We start from the raw sequence: 17,484 nt of genomic DNA, 5'->3' as shown, positions 1-17,484 counted from the left end.
AGCATGCTGATGTGCAGATGATTAAGCGAGACGCCACGAGCACATCCCTGTGGGCTTAACCAAAACATCCCTGTTTTGGATACTCGCTGACTCATCTACACCTGTAATTTAACTCTCTTCGATTTAGCCGCATAGTTGTCTATAGGTAAAAGCTAAAGAGGAAAAGCTCAAATCTAATTAGCTGACTTACTTTGGGGCATAAACGCTTTAGGACTATGACTCTAATCATGCTTGTTTGGGTTAGACGAAGTATGGCTGTTTTAAACTTTAGTAAAGCTTAATTCTAAAGTCCAGACGTCCTTTTTAGATGGATATTTTGCAATTCCTTGATAGTTATTTCTTCAAGCCAAAACTCAACTTCCCCTTGTGACTTGAGTATTTCATCTTCTGACAACAAAGTCTTAATGTAAGATAGGTATTTATCTACAGAAGTATTGCCTAGTTCTTTCGATACGATTAAGAGACTATAGGCTTTCATTATATTTTTCTCAACGCCCCATCCTCTATAGAAATGATTGGCTAATCTTTGCGTTGCTTCCGCATTACCATTTATTGATGCTCGCCTACAATACTCAAACGATTTTTTGTAGTCTATTTTCGTTCCCCAACCATTTGTATAATAATCACAGACTTTGAGCTGTTCTGTATCGTTATCTTGTGCGGCGGCCAAATGCCACTTAAGAGCTTCTTTATAGTTAATCTTAACGCCTTCTCCAGTTTCATATGCTGATGCCAAAAAGATCTGCGAAGGGCGATCTCCTAAACTAGCTTCAGAAGAAAAAGCTTCAAATGCTTGTATAAAATCAATCTTACCGGCTATCGAGCCATCTTTATGCATAATTCCGATATGAAAATGTGCACTACCAATGTCATATTTTGCAGCAAAAGAAAAAAGTTCAAATGCTGCTTGATAGTTTTTCTCTACTCCCTTCCCATATAAATAGAAAACCCCTAAAGATAATGAACAATAAGGATTTGTTCCCGCACAGACTTTTAATTTTTCAATATCTACCAGCTTGGAAGCAGCCTCAACAGTAACCGAAGCTGTGATTCCTTGACTGGACTCCTCAGCAGGAGGTTTATAGTCAGCTTCAACAACAGCGCTAAAAATGACTAAAGATAAAATAATATTTAAAACTTTGATTTTATTGTCTCCTCACGAAGTTAACAGGCTATCATCCAGCGTCTTGAATAAATATCTACTTCACTTTCATTAAATATATCAATGTAACCTATTGATGTAAATAGACTAATCCATCATCATCATCTAAGAATTCCAGGTTAGTCATTCCGCAAAATTGGACAAGAATATTTATAGGGTCTATTGCTACTACACATGGAAAATTAAGTTGTTGAAATATAGATGTTATATTTTTACACGCTAATTTATCGATGCCATTTGAGCTGATTTTTGCATCGCTAATAGTGGCCAATTCTTAGGGAATAATTATAACTGTACATTTACAGCTTGTAGGGAGTATGTCTGTAGCAGGATTTATTGAATAAATTAGTGACATTTAAAATCGGCTACTAACACATTTTGGGGCATAAACGTGTCAGATATACTGACTTTAAAAGGGACAAATTCAACTCTGAACTTGAGGACGTTGAAGAAAATAGCGTGAGCCTGACAGGACGTCAGGCTAGCTTTCGTTGGCCAAGGATGGCCTATCGGAAGCGTTAGCATTTTCGAATAAGACCGAGGCAAGATTCAAATGAGGTTAAAAGCTGGATCTGACCCCATGGCGACCTTTTCGCTGTTTGAAAATGTTGCGGGGCGGCTGGGAGTTCCAAGAGGGAATAGCCGTTGATTTCCTCTTGGTCTGGTGTGGGCGAAGCGCCACGACGTTGATGTTATTTTTTAAATTGAATGATTACGACCAGTTAATCGAAGTATAAAATGTTGCCACCCAAAAATAGACAAACAAAAAGGGCTTAGCATTGCTGCTAAGCCCTTCTATAAATTGGTGGAGGCGGCGGGACTTGAACCCGCGTCCAGAAAGCCTACATCCTCGGCACTACATGTTTAGTCTCTCTTTTATTTAACCAAGCAGTCTCCGAAAGACAGGATGCTACTTGGTGAGTCCGGTACTGTTTCGCGGTTCACCCCCGGACGGAGTTCCCTCGCTAGCACACTGTAATATGACCATCAGAATCCACTGTCCACGTGCGAAACGTGTGGTTGATGGCTAGCTAGCCTAAGCTGCTAGAGAGTAGTTAGAGTCGTTTGCAACTATAACGGTGCGGCTTTTTACGAGGCCAACCGCCCCTCGACATGCTCCTTGGGTTTCGTGAATCCTGTCGAATCCAGAATCGCCCCCAATTGAGTTAACTATAGCGTGTTGTTAGATGAATACCTAGCGTCCATTAACAAAATATAATCGTTTGTTCACTATCTGTTCGTAATAGGCTCAACTTCGTAATAGAGCTCTGTTAGTTAAAGACTTATCAGTGTTATTCACTTCAAAGGTCTATTGATGAGATTAAGCGTTCTCTTTGTCTTTTTTCATGACACGCGCTTTTTCAATTTTCCATTCGCGTTCTTTGGTGTCTTCACGTTTATCGTGATCTTTTTTACCTTTACCTAAACCTATTTCTACTTTTACCCAAGCGCCTTTACGCCAGTACATTGATAATGGCACTAAGGTGTAGCCTTGACGTTCAATTAGGCCGGCAAGTTTGTCAATTTCTTTGCGCTTTAATAGCAGTTTTTTTGTTCTGATGGGATCACATATTACATGGGTTGAAGCGGTATTAAGTGGTTGAATAGTACAACCATGCATAAAGGCTTCACCCTCTTTAATATATACATAACAATCAGATAAGTTGACTTTCCCCATACGAATGGACTTAACTTCCCAGCCCATAAGTTGTAATCCCGCTTCGACCTTTTCTTCGATGCGGTATTCAAAGGTCGCGCGTTTATTACGTGCGATGCTCGCTGAGGAATTTTTTGCTGATTTCTTTTTTACCATAGTTATTACCGTCTGATTGCCGTTATTGACCTGAAGGATGGTGCTGGACAACCCGCAGTGAGCCCATTTGATAAACTCTATTAAGTTAATCTATTAACTAATAGATATGGGGGAGATTTTTGATCTTTCAACGATTATACCCAGTTTCTTAGTGATTGTGTTATTTCCAACGTGATTTAACACTCTCAAAGATGCCTTTTTTGTTTAACGTGATAAAATCGGGCTATTGTATTAAGGATAGTGATGTCAGATGCCCAAGATTTCCAAGAATGTACTGGTTAGATTTAGTGCCTTACAGATGTATGATTTAGTCAATGATGTTGAATCGTATCATGCTTTTCTACCCGGATGTGTTGGGGGGAAGGTGCTTGAGTTTGATGGTAAAACCATGGTGGCTTCGGTTGATGTCAGTAAAGCGGGGATCAGTAAAACATTTACCACGCGCAATCAAGTTGTTCGCGCCAAATCGATTTCACTTGAATTGGAAAATGGCCCGTTTAAGTATATGCATGGCTTGTGGACATTTACCGAGCTGACTGAAGATGCCTGTAAAGTTGAATTCGATTTAGACTTCGAATTTTCTAGTGTGCTTGTTGATATGGCGTTTGGTAAGGTATTTAAGGATTTAATGTCGTCGATGGTGATGGCATTTACCGACAGGGCAAAGGTGATTTATCGTGATTAATGCAACAGAAAAATTCTCGGTAGATGTTATTTATGCATTGCCAAAACAACAGAAAATTATTCCGATTATGGTGTCGCCAGGAACCACATTTATTGAAGCCGTTAAGCAAAGTGATATGGTGCTATTTTTTCCTGATATTAACCTTGAAGAGGTTAAGCTTGGGGTATTTAGCCGTCAGGCTAAACATGATGAAGTGCTCGTTCCTGGGCAGCGTGTCGAAATTTATCGCCCGTTAATTGCAGATCCTAAAGATGTGCGTCGTAAGCGCGCCGAAAAGGCCAAAGATGAAGGTCGTATTAATAAAATTACCGGTGCCAAAGTCAACTAACCTTCGCTTAGGATACTAAACGGTTATCAAACCGCCCTTATGCCGAACTAAGGTTAATCAATCTCAACTCGGGCTAAGAGATGAGCTATATAGCAAAAAAAAAGCAGGCTCCTCAATAGAGGTCCTGCTTTTTTTTGCTTAAATCACATGGTGGCATTTGACTTATAACGCTTCATTATCGGTTTTAGCTTGATTTTTTAACGTCGGACGTTGCTCTTCAACCAAAGGTTTCGCATCTGGGCGAACTTCAGGTAATAAAGGCTTAAGATCAGGCTGGTTGACCGAGGGTAATGAGCTTTGCCCAAGCGGGGTATTAAAATCGTTACTGAGGTCATAATCACCCACAACACTGGAAACTTTGTCGCCATTAAAGTGAATAATCAATTCTTTATGGGTAATGCTAGCATCTCGACCACTTTTGAAATGATACACATAATACCAAGTGTCATCGGAGAAGCTGTCGCGCAATACTGGGCGACCTAAAATATATTCGGTTTGCTCTTTAGTCATGTCGATACGAAGTTTATCGACTTGCTGTGTTTCCATGTAGTTGCCTTGCGGCACGTCTGGTTTATAAATCAACCAATCAAACACACTGCATCCGCTAAGAGATAATGAAAGCGCTACTGCGCTTACAAGGGTAAGACTTTGTTTTTTGTTTATCATTGTCTGCGCTACTTCCTAAATTCTGTCGGTCATCATACCCAAGCTGTCCCTATGCTGACAAGGGGCTATTAGAAGATGTTGTGGCTTTGAGTCAATTTAGCGCGCTAAGTTCCATTTTTCGGAGAAATAAATTTATAGTAAATTTTCATTTTTATTTATCGTTACAGCAGAAATGTTGGTAAGATGTTGTTAAATTGTTCGATTTAAAACGCTCGAGCTAATATTTGTCGATATCAAATGCTATTTATGTATAAGTCACTGATAATTTATATTTTATATAAGTTGTAGTGATTACAATAATAAGAAACCACCATGACTATTCATCCATCGCAGGTAACAACATTAGCTAGTGCAAACCAAGGTAAGCTTATTTGTGTTGGAACCGGGTTACAGCTTGCTGGGCAAATAGGCTTATTAAGTTTGAGTTATATTGAACATGCTGATGTGGTGTTTTCGTTAGTGCCCGATGGTTTTTCTGAACGGTGGCTGATGTCGCTTAATGCTGATGTGCGTTCACTACAAGTTTACTATGCTCAACACGATGAGATAAAAAATCGCCGTGATACTTATGCTGAAATGATCAATGCCGTTTTAGATGAAGTGCGCCTAGGGAAATTAGTTGTGTGCGCATTATATGGGCACCCAGGGGTGTTTGCTTGTGTGGCGCATTTATCCATTAAACAAGCCCGTGCTGAAGGTTACGACGCGAGCATGTTACCGGGGATTTCAGCCGAAGCGTGTTTGTGGGCCGATTTAGGCATCGATCCTGGCAATAGTGGTCACCAAAGCTTTGAGGCTACTCAATTCATGCTTTATCACCATGTCCCTGATCCTACCACGCACCTGTTACTTTGGCAGATAGCCCTTGCTGGCGAACACACCTTGACTCAATTTAGTACCACTGAAGCGAGATTGCAGGTTTTGGTTGAACATTTATCTCAGTGGTATCCGCTTAACCATCAAGTGATTATATATGAAGCAGCAAATTTGCCATTTCAATCACCAGTGATAGAGCGTATATCGCTGTCGGCATTGCCAGAGGCTAGGTTAACGACGATTAGCACATTATTGATCCCTCCTGCGAGCCAAATCACTCTTAACCATGAAATGTTGGCTAAATTAGGCATAACAGCATTAGATATGGGGTAAGTGACTGTTAAAATTAAAAGATTATACGATACAATAAGAGAGTTATTATGGTTAACATGACGATTTTTTTATAAAGCTGGATATGGATGCAGCAATGATGGAATACCCTTTTGCCAATGTTAATCGGCACATTTAGAATATGGCTCATTGAAATTGTCAGCTAATGTAAGGGTAACAACTAGCACCGTTTGTTGTTAATTCCACTGGAGTGTAAAGTACACTCCAGCTTATGAACGCTAGCTAAATCAGTAGCATGCTCTTTAGGTGTTGAGTTGCAACCTGTTATGTCATTATGATTATGAATTAACAATAAAAAACTATAATAAATTCTTAAAATAGAGAGCAATAACATGTCGAACATAAGTACATTTTTTACTAAACTGGGGACTAATGCTGCGCTATTAGAAGCATATAAGCGTGATCCTCGCGGCGTAATGAAATCAAATGGATTAACAGAAGAAGAGATTGAAGCGGTAATGTCTGGCGACAAAACGCGCATCAGCCAGTTGTCCGGCGACAAAGAAATGGCGATGTATTTGATTGTGCTAAATCCAACAGAGTAGTTATTTTGTTAAAAAAATTACCCTACATATTTATAATCTTTGTATCGTTTTTGAGCTGTACGGCGATTGCCGCTAGCATTGATTATGATAAAGGCTTAGATGCTATTGAAAAGTCATTGCAGACTGATATTAATCAAGCCATTGAACAAATTGATGCTGCATTATCTTCTGAGTCATTGTTAACGGCTCAACAACACAGTCGTTTGTATGGGTTATTAAGTGCAAAGTATATTTATTTGGGCGATTTTGTTGAAGCGGATAAGGCATTAGATAAAGCGTTAACGTTTAACCCAACAGGGGAAGTTCTGACAAATATTTATTTATTTAAAATTACCGTAAATATAGCGCAGCGAAACTATCAACGAGCTTTTTCTCTCTTAGAGGAAAATTTTTCTCGTATCGAAAATTATCAAGATAACAGCATAAAAATAAAGTCTTATAATCGCTTGTCGAACGTGTACTTACAACTCGGTGCTTATGACGAAATGCTACGAATTTCACAATTAGCACTGAGTTTAAACCAGGGTGCAGATCCACGAAATCAATGTTTTTCAATGCTACTCCTTTCTGTAGCGCATTTAAAATTACAGCACTTTGATCAAGCTGAAACATTATTCAAAGACACCCGAGTGTATTGTAAAGATCATGGCCTTCCTTTAATTGAGATTATGTCTATTAAGGGGCAAGGCAATGTGCTGTTTGATAAAGGACAATATGCGGCAGCCGAAAGTTTGTACCTAGTGGCTTTAGAACGCTACCAAAAGTTTAAATTTAAAGTTGAAATAAATGAAATACAGTCTTATTTAAGCGTTATTTATTTTCATTCAGGCGATTACCAACAAGCTAAAATGTTTGCCCAATTAGTCAATGCTTTACCTAATAAACCCAGTAACATGCAAGTAAAAAAGCGTGTTAATGAAGTCCTTTCTTTGATTGCAGGTAAACGTGGTCACTTTGATAAAGCGTACCAATATCAAGTTGTCGCTTCTGCACTGGCTAAGCAATTGCTTGATGAACAGAAAGTAAAAGAAAATGCTTATCAAATGGCCCGCTTTGATAGCGTTGAAAAAAATCGTGAGAATACCAGTTTGATCCAAGATCACGAGTTACTGATAAAACAAAAAGATTTAGTCATGAAGGAAAAAAGCTCCTCCATCATGATCTCAACGTTACTTGTGGGTCTTTCTGTTGGTTTATTATTGTTATTGGTATCTGCTTGGTTGCAACGTAATCAATTTATGAAACAAGCGCAGCGAGATGGATTAACGGGGATTTTTAACCGCCGTACAGGACAAGAGATGGCGGAAAATGAATTCATTCAAGCTCAAACGCTTGGCGAGTCATTCTCAGTTATGTTGATGGATTTGGACTTATTTAAAAATATTAATGATCAATATGGCCATGCCACCGGTGACTGGGTATTAAAAAAGGTGACTCATGTGATTGGTGATATGTTGAACTCTACTCATATTTTTACTCGAATGGGCGGGGAAGAGTTTGCTATCTTTATGCCCAAGCAGACTGAAAATATAGCTGCTGATTTAGCCGAACAGATCCGCAGTGAAGTTGCCAATATTAACACTCGTTTCTCTGGCCACGATTTTACGGTTACCATCAGTTGTGGCATTAGCAGTGTCGATAAAAATGATTTAAGCCTTGATCCATTAATTCACCGTGCCGATTTAGCCCTTTATAAGGCCAAACATAACGGTCGAAATTGTGCGGTATGTTACAACGACACCATGAAACCGCCGTCATCAGACAAGCTGACAATAATCGAATCAGGCTTATGATAGCACCCCATGTCATTGCGGCTAAAATCGGCCCCCAGCTGTTGTGGTTAAGAGGGTAAAGTCTCTGCCCCAAGTTGCTTAAAGCAAAATCCTATCAAGCCCCCTTGTAGCAAACATTAACCGCCCACCTTATGACTCTCTTTGTTAGCTCTTTCTCAACGCTTTCTCAATTTTTCCCGCCACGTAGCGTATAAGCATGACTCTGTTCACGCTAGAAATGGTTGATGAATTATCGATAAGTCGATAACTGCCATGCAGTGAGCGTAGCGTTGCGATCACCGCTGTTTAATACTTTCGACTGCACCATTTTGGTTCTCTATTGCCCCATTCGTGAACTTTTTTCATTTTTTAAAAAAAAATTTAATTTTATTTAAAACAGACCAATCTGCTTGATCTTGTTGATCGGGTGACGTAACTCACACTTTTAAACGTCCTAATGTCTTTTTTTATAACGTTTACGTGAACGTAAATTTAAAACGGTTGTTTAAATTTTTGAGTTGACTGCTTTAGTTTAGTATCCTGTTTTTAAACAATAAAATGCAGTTACGTATAGGTAAGTTAAAAACGTTATCAAATTGTTTAATTCAACAATGTAGACTAAAGTTATGTAAATTTATATTTACATCAGGTAATTAAATTACAAGCTTTTATACTATTTCAGTTTGCTGGTCAATTGGTAAGATGAATTTATACCCACTCATTTAAAGTATAAGCTCTAATTATTAAAGTTAATATTAATCATTAGCTTAATTGGTTTTAATTCTTTGGTATTACCAATTTGTGTGATCGTCGACACTGTGTTTAAGGCAGTTTGGTAAAGTATTAACTGTTGCAATTACAAACGTTTTTGGTTAGTTTTTAGTACGAAACAAACATTTGAACGTTTGTATTATTAACTTTCAGGTTAACCATCAGCTTCAGTTAACTATTATTTGCATACTCTTTATTGAACTTGATTTGAAACATTTAAGCGTAAGCCGTGATAGTGGTGCTTAGCTTTACGATTCAATGTGAGTGATAGCAATAACTAGCCTGTTTAAGTAATGAAGCATGACAACCAACATCAACACATATAGCACTATCAACACTGATAGCACTTAGGGAGCCAAATATGACGGCAGAACAATTGGTAGCTCAACACAGTAAGTCCACAGCAAATGCTGATGATTCGCTTAAAACCGATCTCACGTTTATTGGTCCCACTGTCAACGGCCAAGACGAGGTCTTTAACTCTGGCGCCGTGACTTTCCTTGATTCGTTATGCGCAAAGTTTGTTGATGAAGTACCTGAGTTGTTAAGTAAACGTCAACATAAACAAGCCCGTATTGATGGCGGTGAGTTGCCAGACTTTTTACCTGAAACTCGTGCGATACGTGATGGTGATTGGACTATTCGCGGCATGCCTGAAGATCTAACTGACCGACGTGTTGAAATTACTGGTCCCGTTGACCGTAAAATGATCATCAACGCGATGAACGCCAATGTAAAAGTGTTTATGGCTGACTTTGAGGACTCCTTAGCACCAAGCTGGCTAAAGATTGTAGAAGGTCAAATTAACCTTCGTGATGCCGTACGTGGTGATATTGATTTTACCGCCCCAGAAACAGGTAAGCATTATTCGCTTAATCCAGACCCAGCAGTATTAATTGCACGTGTACGTGGTTTGCATCTTATTGAAAAACACATTGAATACAAAGGTAAACCTATTCCTGGTGGTTTAGTTGATTTCGCAATGTACTTTTATCATAACTATCGCCAACTGTTAGCTAACAACTCAGGACCTTACTTTTATATTCCTAAGCTAGAAAGCCATCTGGAAGCGCGTTGGTGGGCGAAAGTCTTTGCCTTTGTGGAAGAGCGTTTTTGCTTACAGCCTGGCACGATTAAATGTACGTGTTTAATTGAGACTTTACCTGCGGTGTTTGAAATGGAGGAGATCCTTTATGAGCTTCGTTCGAACATTGTCGCGCTTAATTGTGGTCGTTGGGACTATATCTTTAGCTATATTAAGACATTAAAGAAATACCCTGATCGTGTGTTACCAGACCGTCAAGCCGTGACCATGGACACTAAGTTTTTAAGCGCCTATTCACGCTTACTGATTAAAACCTGCCATAAACGCGGCGCATTAGCGATGGGTGGTATGGCGGCGTTTATTCCAGCCAAAGATGAAGCGACTAACGAACTCGTATTGCAAAAAGTACGTGGCGATAAAGAGTTAGAAGCCCGAAATGGTCACGATGGTACTTGGGTTGCTCATCCAGGTTTAGCCGACACCGCAATGAAAATTTTTAATGATTATATTGGTGGCGATAGAACCAATCAATTGCATATTACCCGTGATGTGGATGCGCCGATTTTAGCCAGCGAATTACTTGAGCCTTGCGATGGAGAGAAGACGGAAGCGGGAATGCGTTTGAACATCCGCATTGCTTTGCAGTACATCGAAGCATGGATCCAGGGTAATGGTTGCGTACCGATTTACGGTTTGATGGAAGATGCTGCTACAGCAGAGATATCGCGCACTTCAATTTGGCAGTGGATCCAACACGGCAAGAGCTTATCAAATGGCAAATTAGTCACCAAAACATTATTTAAAGACATGTTGAAAGAAGAAATGGCCAACGTGAAGAAAGAGCTCGGTGCTGAACGTTTTAATGCTGGCAAGTTCACTGTAGCAGCAGGGCTGTTCGAGCAAATTACCACTTCAGATGAGCTAGTCGATTTCTTAACATTACCAGGATATGAACTGCTAACGGCTTAATACGCCAGTTATCAGAATATTAATTACAACACTACTGAATTAGGCAAAGTCGAAAAATTCACTTTGCCGACCCATTACACAGGAAGGAGCGACATTATGACTACACAACTAACTCGTCAGCAACAGGTTGATGCTATTAAGAAAGATTGGGCTGAAAATCCACGTTGGAAATCGGTTAAGCGTCCTTTTACCGCTGAAGAAGTCGTCGCATTACGTGGCTCTGTCGTGCCAGAAAATACGATTGCGAAACTGGGTGCCGCAAGATTGTGGGCTCTGGTTAATGGCGGCGCTAAGAAAGGCTACGTTAACTCTCTTGGTGCACTTACAGGTGGTCAAGCTGTACAACAAGCAAAAGCGGGTATTGAAGCGATTTATTTATCAGGCTGGCAGGTTGCTGCGGACGCTAACTTAGCGGGCACTATGTATCCTGACCAATCACTATACCCAGCTAACTCTGTACCAGCAGTAGTAAGCCGTATTAATAACTCATTCCGCCGCGCTGACCAAATTCAATGGGGCAAAGAAGTCAATCCTGGTGATGACAATTACACTGACTATTTCCTACCTATTATTGCAGATGCAGAAGCGGGTTTTGGTGGCGTACTAAATGCTTTCGAACTAATGAAGTCGATGATTGATGCTGGTGCTGCTGGGGTTCACTTTGAAGACCAACTCGCGTCTGTTAAAAAGTGTGGTCACATGGGCGGTAAAGTTCTAGTGCCAACCCAAGAAGCAGTACAAAAGCTTGTTGCTGCCCGTTTAGCTGCAGATGTGAGCGGTGTAGATACGTTAGTTATTGCACGTACTGATGCTAATGCTGCCGATTTAATGACTTCAGATTGTGATGAATATGACCGTGACTTTGTGACAGGCGAGCGAACTAACGAAGGTTTCTACCGCGTTAAAGCTGGCTTAGACCAAGCGATTTCTCGTGGTCTTGCCTACGCACCTTATGCTGACTTAATTTGGTGTGAAACCGCTAAACCTTGTCTTGAAGAAGCGAAGAAGTTTGCTGATGCCATTCATGCACAGTACCCAGATCAACTACTTGCTTATAACTGTTCTCCTTCGTTCAACTGGAAGAAGAACTTGGATGATGTAACAATTGCTAAATTCCAGCAAGAGTTATCAAACATGGGCTACAAGTACCAGTTCATCACGTTAGCAGGCATTCATAACATGTGGTACAACATGTTCGATTTAGCCTATGACTATGCACGTGGCGAAGGCATGAAGCATTATGTTGAAAAAGTACAAGAACTTGAATTTGCTGCAGCTAAGAAAGGTTACACTTTCGTGTCGCATCAGCAAGAAGTGGGTACTGGTTACTTCGATCAAGTAACAACATGTATCCAAGGCGGTAAGTCTTCAGTAACTGCACTAACGGGCTCTACTGAAGAAGAACAGTTCTAAGATAGTTGCCTGACCATTTTACAAGCTTAGTCACTTTGTGACTGTTGTAACCCCGTGCGGCTCACCTACAGGTCGTACGGGATTTTTATCCAAGTATGATGGATTATAAGTATATGCTTAGTTGTTGATCCTGATTGTTTGGGTACTTCCTCCCGGTAAGCTTTTTTAACCACATTATTTGTGATTGCGGCTCTTGCGAGCCGTTTTTTTTTACCTACTCATTTATCCAAAAATCCCACGGATTGACCTTAATATGGCATTGGTGGGTTGCACCTCAGACCACTCCTAAGCAAAAAGATAAGCAGAGCCTAAATAAAGTGATTAATCACAATATAAATTGTCGTTTATTCAGTGTGCTAGAGTCAATTTTGTTAACTTGCCAGTCAGTATGATTGAGGATGCCGAAAGTGTTGTTTTTGCGTTGATACGTGAGCTAGCTTGAGCGAGTAACAATATCTACAAGACACTGTGATGAAATTGAGTATACTGAAAATAATATTTGTTACATTTAGGCTGTTTTTTTGAAACCTATGACTCCGCAAAAAGGGGCTGATTACTGGACTAAACGGATCAGTGATCAAGAAATGCCTGCATTATGTTCAACCGTGCTTGATTTAGAAAGGCTGGCAAAAGACGATGTGTCTTCGTTATCTTTATTAGGTCGAAGTGTGATGCACGATAACGCATTAACGTCACGTATTTTACGAGTGGCTAACAGCGCCATATACAACAAAGGCATTAGTCAAGTCTCAACGGTTAGCCGCGCGGCTGTGGTGCTAGGTTTTGATACTATTCGCAATATCTGTCTTACCGCTAAATTACTGACCAGCTTATTAGAAAATAAACACCTTTCAGAAGGTGTTTACCAGCGTTTATTAAAGCTGATGGCGCAGTCATTTCAAGCGGCGATGTTGGCTCGAATGATGATGAGCGACAAGGGCGAGTCGTTGCGTGAAGAAGTGTTTATTGCCTCTTTGTTATATCGGATAGGTGAAAGTGCTTTTTGGAGTATGGGTGGTGAGCAGACCGAGCAACTGGATAAAAAATTATTAACCATTGAGGATAACATTGAGCAAAAATCACTGATCCGAGCTGAACTTGGCACCTCATTTCCTCAGCTTACCCAAAGTATTGCCAGAAGTTGGGGTTTAGGTGAAGTATTGATTAAGTCTTTAGCACAACCTGATGAGCGCATGCCTGAGATCCGTTGTATATTTTTAGCGAATAAGTTATCAGAAATTGTTTCTCAGCCTAACGTTAATGCTGAAGAATTACATAAGCGCTTATCCCAAGCCGCAGAGATGTTAGACATCAGTGTGGATGAGTTTACACAACGATTCATTGATTGCAGTGACATCACCCATAAGTTAGCCATTGAATATGGTGCCAAAGCCATAGTGTCTTATTTACCTAATACTGGCGACGTATTAGAAAAAGCCGATTCTCCGATTGAGCCCACAGAGATACGACAAACCAACCAAGGTTATCAATTAAGCAAATTGAGGCAACTCACTCATTATGCGGTGGAGAAAACTGATTTTAATCAAATAATGCACACCACATTAGAAGGGATGCTAACCGGTGTTGGCTTGGATCGTTGTGGCGTGTTGTTACTATCACCGAGCCGTAAATTATTACAACCCAGAGTGATGATGGGTGATGGTGCAGAGTTATTAAAACAAGCCTTTGTGATTGAACTTGATGATCCAACATCGGTTTTCACTCAATGTGTGGGGCAAAAAAAGAGCTTTTGGGTAAATACACCAACCAGTAATGAATGCAAAGTACAAGTTGATGATGTGCTAGTTGAACGTTTTTCTCAACATGGTTTTTTATTAGCGCCACTCTGTGTAGGTCATAAAGTGTTAGGGTTATTCTATGCCGATAGGCAGGGTTCTGAACGTCATTTTGAGCAAGAAGATTTCGACAGTTTTACACACTTTAGTGAACTAGCGAATGTGTGTTTTAGGGTGTCAATGACATAGAAGGATTATTGATTCTTGAATGCTGAATGTTGTGCAATTACCGACAATCTTAAAAGCTAAGCTTTAGATATTAGGTATTAGGTATTAGGTATTAGGTATTCAGTTTTATGGTGGTCATGATAATCGACAATGGCCACCATATCCTTAAATCCTTATTGCATAATTAAGCTGGTAATACGTTTAGCTTTGTCGTTTGGGATTGGGAAACTCAAATGATACTGAGCAATTTTCCAACCATCAACTGTTTGTACTAACGCGCCAGTACCACGGCTGACGCCATAAGCTGGGCTGTAGAGCTGTTCGTCAAATACAATCGTATCGTCAATTTGTAACAAGTGACGCGATTTTACATCGTAGTGCCAACCTTGAGTGGGTTTAGCATAGCGCTCAAATTCAACCATATTCCAACGCTCTGATGCATCGGTGCCAATAAACACGGCTTGTGGGTGATAAAGACTAAAATAAGTACTCCAGTCTGCTGCAGCAGCACTTTCATGTAATTGATTTAATAAGCCACTAACAGCTTGGCTGTCTTTTGCAGATAAACCTTGGCTGTCAATTAACTCGTTTTTTTGATTGATGTCTTTAATCACAGCTTCGCTTTCGGAGCTCACTTGTTGACTCACGTGTTCATTTTTCGGCTCGGTTTGACTTTGTTCTGTGGTTAATTCTTCCGCCTGCGTTGCGTGTAAGTCAAAAGCCGTCACTGTGGTCATTAACACGGCAATAAAACCGAGTCGGTGGATAATTGATTGCATAGTATCCCTTTTCATATTGTGAATTATTATGATGTTTTTACTATTAGTATTCTAGTGCCAATTTATGGGATCTAGCTGATAAAATTGGCTCAATTCTTTATACAATTGTTGATGTTGTTGATAAAACTCTACAGGTCGTTCGAAAAAAGTTTCACTGATCACCGCAAAAAACTCCGCCGGATTGGTCGCGCCATAATAATTGAATAATGACGGGATATGATGCTGAGCGCAATACTGAAGTTGCTGAAACTCTTGCCCCAGTGTTGTTGACCATGAGCGATATGAAGTGATATCTCGCAGTGGAGGAGCGCCATTGGCGCTGCCATCTTCTTGATCAAGTTGATGAGCAAATTCGTGTATGACCACATTACTGCCATCAAATGGATCTGCCGCGCCTTCTACAGTGCTGTTCCATGATAAAACAACTTTACCATACTCCCATGATTCACCTAGCAAGACATTACGTTGGGTCGATTGTACTCCCCCGAGGCCAGTTCGGTTTTGCTCAACAATAAATGCACTTGGGTAGACTAAAATTTGCTTCAGTTTAGGGTAATAGTCGGTTTTACGGTTGAGTAATAATAAACAGGCTTGGGCTGCGATGGTGACTTTTACTTCGTCATTAATTTCGAATCCGTTACAACCCACAAATTGTTTTTCATCGATAAAGATTTGAATATGTTTTTTGAGCTGAAGCTGCAAATCCGTCGGCATGGCTTTAAAGTATGGAAAGCGGGTTTTCAATATGTTACGCCATCGTGTGGGAAATGGCTGACGGGTGACGATATTACGTTGACGGTTGATACGCCATTGACTACTGACGATCCACCCCACGGCTATCATTGATATAACGAGCAATATTATAATCGCGATCATAGACATGTCCTGGTGGTCGAAGGGGAGTTAAATTATTGTCTCGAACCCATCATTATTGATTACTGGAGCTTGCCGATGAGTGCATTGCTCATTTTTTCATACTGTGAGTATTAATAATTAATGGGGTAGCGATTGAACAAATTCAAGCTTTAGTGAAAACTAAATAGTGATCAGGGTGTCGGCTATTAACTTTTTGGTTGGAATGAAGGCATTAAACTTTAAAAAAAAGCACTGACTAACAAATATTAACCTCATATTTGTTGCCAGCAAAAGGGTGGGGAGAAAAGAGTACTTATTTGCAATTATTAGGTGTATTTAAGATGTATTACTGGTCTGAAAAATTAGCCTCTAACATTTTTTGTTGTTGTGGTGATAGACTGAAATGTTGTGAAATCAATTGCCTGATGAGTTTTGATTTTGCTATGACTCCTTGTTGGCTCAGTAATGTTAGTTCATTTATTGCCGTTTCACTTAAGGTAAATGTACAGTGTTTGTAAGGCTGTTTTTTGCTTTTATTCGCAGACACCATTGGTTCAAGATACTGTGGATATTTACGCTGTAGAAAATCGATTATATTGCTCTGGTTATCGGCATTGGTTGTCGTAATTGTTTGCTTTGCATCATGTTGAGGACGGTCTTGACCCGCAGCATATAAATCGGCTGCCGCAATAAAGTCATCAATCGATACCGCAATGTTAGTGGTATTTTTACATAACGAAGCGTTTTTCTTGAGATCGGCTAGTCCCATAATTTCCTCTCAATGTGGTCACATTTGATGCAGTATTGCGCTGTTCGATGAGTTGTTTTGCATCGGTAATTTCGAGTAATTCGCAGGCAATACTGCGCATTTCTAATGCCGCTTTACCTTTTGGCTCTAATTCAAATACAGATAATCCCGATTCTTCACTATCGTCGTAAATATTACGACTGTAGTTAACCGCATCTAACACGTTAATGTCGTAGGTACGACAAACATCTTTTGCTTCTATAATTCTGCTTGCCTGATTAGGTAAACTTGGGCACTGCGTGATCACGAATGACGCTTTCATTTTTGGGTTAATCATCAAACAAGTGGCGACGATATCGTCTAAATGACTGACGGTTTTTAAGTCGCGTCGTTTGGGGCGTAATGGCATTAACACATGGGATGCCACTGACATGGTTGCTCTAAGGGCTAAATTATCTTGGCCACCGCAATCGACAATAACGTAGTCGTAATGTTGCTCTAAGCTGAGTAAGTCATTACGAATTTTTCCATAGAGTTGCACGCAGTTAATAGCAGGTAATTTAGGATTATTGTTACGGGCTTGGATCCAGTCTGATGTGGTTCGTTGTGGATCACAGTCGACCATAATCACGCTTGCATTCGCCTCTTTGGTCAGGAATACCGCAATATTTTGCGCAAGACAGCTTTTACCACTGCCGCCTTTTTCACCACCAACTAATATGATCATGGACGTTGCCCTCCCAATATAAATTAACTTACATCGTTAAATGTAATTGATAACTCACTGTAATTATGGATGCGG

Annotated in this window: 15 protein-coding genes, 1 other RNA gene and 1 pseudogene; 8 read left to right on the top strand and 9 right to left on the bottom strand. The window is 40.1% G+C overall.

Annotated features, from left to right (window positions below; genetic code table 11):
- Positions 1 to 283: 283 nt before the first annotated feature.
- The 4 genes and pseudogenes from AAEY93_RS05625 to smpB form a co-directional block, all read right to left on the bottom strand.
- The gene (locus AAEY93_RS05625; RefSeq protein ID WP_351075362.1) at positions 284 to 838 is read right to left on the bottom strand and encodes a tetratricopeptide repeat protein; all 555 of its coding nucleotides are present in this window, start codon (positions 836 to 838) and stop codon (positions 284 to 286) included.
- A 48-nt stretch (positions 839 to 886) separates the two neighbouring features.
- Positions 887 to 1,006: pseudogene (locus tag AAEY93_RS05620) on the bottom strand (SEL1-like repeat protein); the annotation flags it as partial.
- A 959-nt stretch (positions 1,007 to 1,965) separates the two neighbouring features.
- Positions 1,966 to 2,321, bottom strand: a transfer-messenger RNA (tmRNA) gene (gene ssrA / locus AAEY93_RS05615).
- Between the two features lie 162 nt (positions 2,322 to 2,483).
- A complete protein-coding gene (gene smpB, locus AAEY93_RS05610; protein ID WP_101032420.1) occupies positions 2,484 to 2,975 on the bottom strand; it encodes an SsrA-binding protein SmpB in 492 nt (163 codons plus the stop codon).
- Between the two features lie 250 nt (positions 2,976 to 3,225).
- On the opposite strand from smpB, the gene AAEY93_RS05605 reads away from it, so the two are divergent.
- Both AAEY93_RS05605 and AAEY93_RS05600 read left to right on the top strand, forming a co-directional pair.
- On the top strand, positions 3,226 to 3,660 hold the full coding sequence (locus tag AAEY93_RS05605) for an SRPBCC family protein (protein WP_101032419.1): 435 nt from the start codon (positions 3,226 to 3,228) through the stop codon (positions 3,658 to 3,660).
- Positions 3,653 to 3,988 carry an RnfH family protein gene (locus tag AAEY93_RS05600; RefSeq protein WP_101032418.1) on the top strand — a complete coding sequence of 112 codons (336 nt, stop codon included), beginning with the start codon at positions 3,653 to 3,655 and terminating at the stop codon, positions 3,986 to 3,988. Before AAEY93_RS05605 ends, AAEY93_RS05600 begins: the two co-directional genes overlap by 8 nt.
- Before the next feature lie 162 nt (positions 3,989 to 4,150).
- Here the strand turns inward: AAEY93_RS05600 and AAEY93_RS05595 are convergent, their stop codons facing one another.
- Positions 4,151 to 4,654, bottom strand: coding sequence for an outer membrane protein assembly factor BamE (locus tag AAEY93_RS05595; protein ID WP_101032417.1), 504 nt, complete (start codon positions 4,652 to 4,654; stop codon positions 4,151 to 4,153).
- Positions 4,655 to 4,966: 312 nt separating this feature from the next.
- On the opposite strand from AAEY93_RS05595, the gene AAEY93_RS05590 reads away from it, so the two are divergent.
- The 6 genes from AAEY93_RS05590 to AAEY93_RS05565 all read left to right on the top strand — a co-directional run bounded on the left by AAEY93_RS05590 (position 4,967) and on the right by AAEY93_RS05565 (position 14,321).
- Positions 4,967 to 5,803 carry an SAM-dependent methyltransferase gene (locus tag AAEY93_RS05590; protein ID WP_124012000.1) on the top strand — a complete coding sequence of 279 codons (837 nt, stop codon included), beginning with the start codon at positions 4,967 to 4,969 and terminating at the stop codon, positions 5,801 to 5,803.
- A gap of 350 nt (positions 5,804 to 6,153) precedes the next feature.
- Complete coding sequence (locus tag AAEY93_RS05585) at positions 6,154 to 6,366, top strand: hypothetical protein (RefSeq protein ID WP_101032415.1); 213 nt, start codon at positions 6,154 to 6,156, stop codon at positions 6,364 to 6,366.
- A gap of 50 nt (positions 6,367 to 6,416) precedes the next feature.
- Positions 6,417 to 8,159: a tetratricopeptide repeat-containing diguanylate cyclase gene (locus tag AAEY93_RS05580; protein WP_124011999.1), complete on the top strand. Its 1,743-nt coding sequence runs from the start codon at positions 6,417 to 6,419 to the stop codon at positions 8,157 to 8,159.
- 1,111 nt (positions 8,160 to 9,270) lie between these two features.
- Positions 9,271 to 10,923 carry a malate synthase A gene (gene aceB, locus AAEY93_RS05575; protein ID WP_351075357.1) on the top strand — a complete coding sequence of 551 codons (1,653 nt, stop codon included), beginning with the start codon at positions 9,271 to 9,273 and terminating at the stop codon, positions 10,921 to 10,923.
- Between the two features lie 96 nt (positions 10,924 to 11,019).
- Positions 11,020 to 12,336: an isocitrate lyase gene (aceA, locus tag AAEY93_RS05570; protein ID WP_124011997.1), complete on the top strand. Its 1,317-nt coding sequence runs from the start codon at positions 11,020 to 11,022 to the stop codon at positions 12,334 to 12,336.
- Positions 12,337 to 12,857: 521 nt separating this feature from the next.
- A complete protein-coding gene (locus tag AAEY93_RS05565) occupies positions 12,858 to 14,321 on the top strand; it encodes an HDOD domain-containing protein (RefSeq protein WP_502959550.1) in 1,464 nt (487 codons plus the stop codon).
- A gap of 152 nt (positions 14,322 to 14,473) precedes the next feature.
- Here AAEY93_RS05565 and AAEY93_RS05560 read toward each other — a convergent pair whose 3' ends face one another.
- From AAEY93_RS05560 to AAEY93_RS05545, 4 genes are all read right to left on the bottom strand, one after another.
- Positions 14,474 to 15,079 carry a nuclear transport factor 2 family protein gene (locus tag AAEY93_RS05560; protein WP_351075355.1) on the bottom strand — a complete coding sequence of 202 codons (606 nt, stop codon included), beginning with the start codon at positions 15,077 to 15,079 and terminating at the stop codon, positions 14,474 to 14,476.
- Positions 15,080 to 15,130: 51 nt separating this feature from the next.
- Positions 15,131 to 15,955, bottom strand: a complete 825-nt coding sequence (locus tag AAEY93_RS05555) for a M90 family metallopeptidase (RefSeq protein ID WP_101032410.1) — start codon at positions 15,953 to 15,955, stop codon at positions 15,131 to 15,133.
- A gap of 325 nt (positions 15,956 to 16,280) precedes the next feature.
- Positions 16,281 to 16,703 carry a hypothetical protein gene (locus AAEY93_RS05550; RefSeq protein WP_101032409.1) on the bottom strand — a complete coding sequence of 141 codons (423 nt, stop codon included), beginning with the start codon at positions 16,701 to 16,703 and terminating at the stop codon, positions 16,281 to 16,283.
- Entirely contained in the window at positions 16,663 to 17,409 is a 747-nt protein-coding gene (locus AAEY93_RS05545; RefSeq protein ID WP_124011995.1) for an AAA family ATPase, read from the bottom strand. Before AAEY93_RS05545 ends, AAEY93_RS05550 begins: the two co-directional genes overlap by 41 nt.
- Positions 17,410 to 17,484 lie beyond the last annotated feature (75 nt).

The organism is Shewanella sp. CAL98-MNA-CIBAN-0140, assembly GCF_040309905.1.
GTDB lineage: Bacteria > Pseudomonadota > Gammaproteobacteria > Enterobacterales > Shewanellaceae > Shewanella > Shewanella psychromarinicola.
The sequence above is the reverse complement of the archived record's forward strand: the minus strand, read 5'-3'. Positions and strand labels throughout refer to the sequence as shown.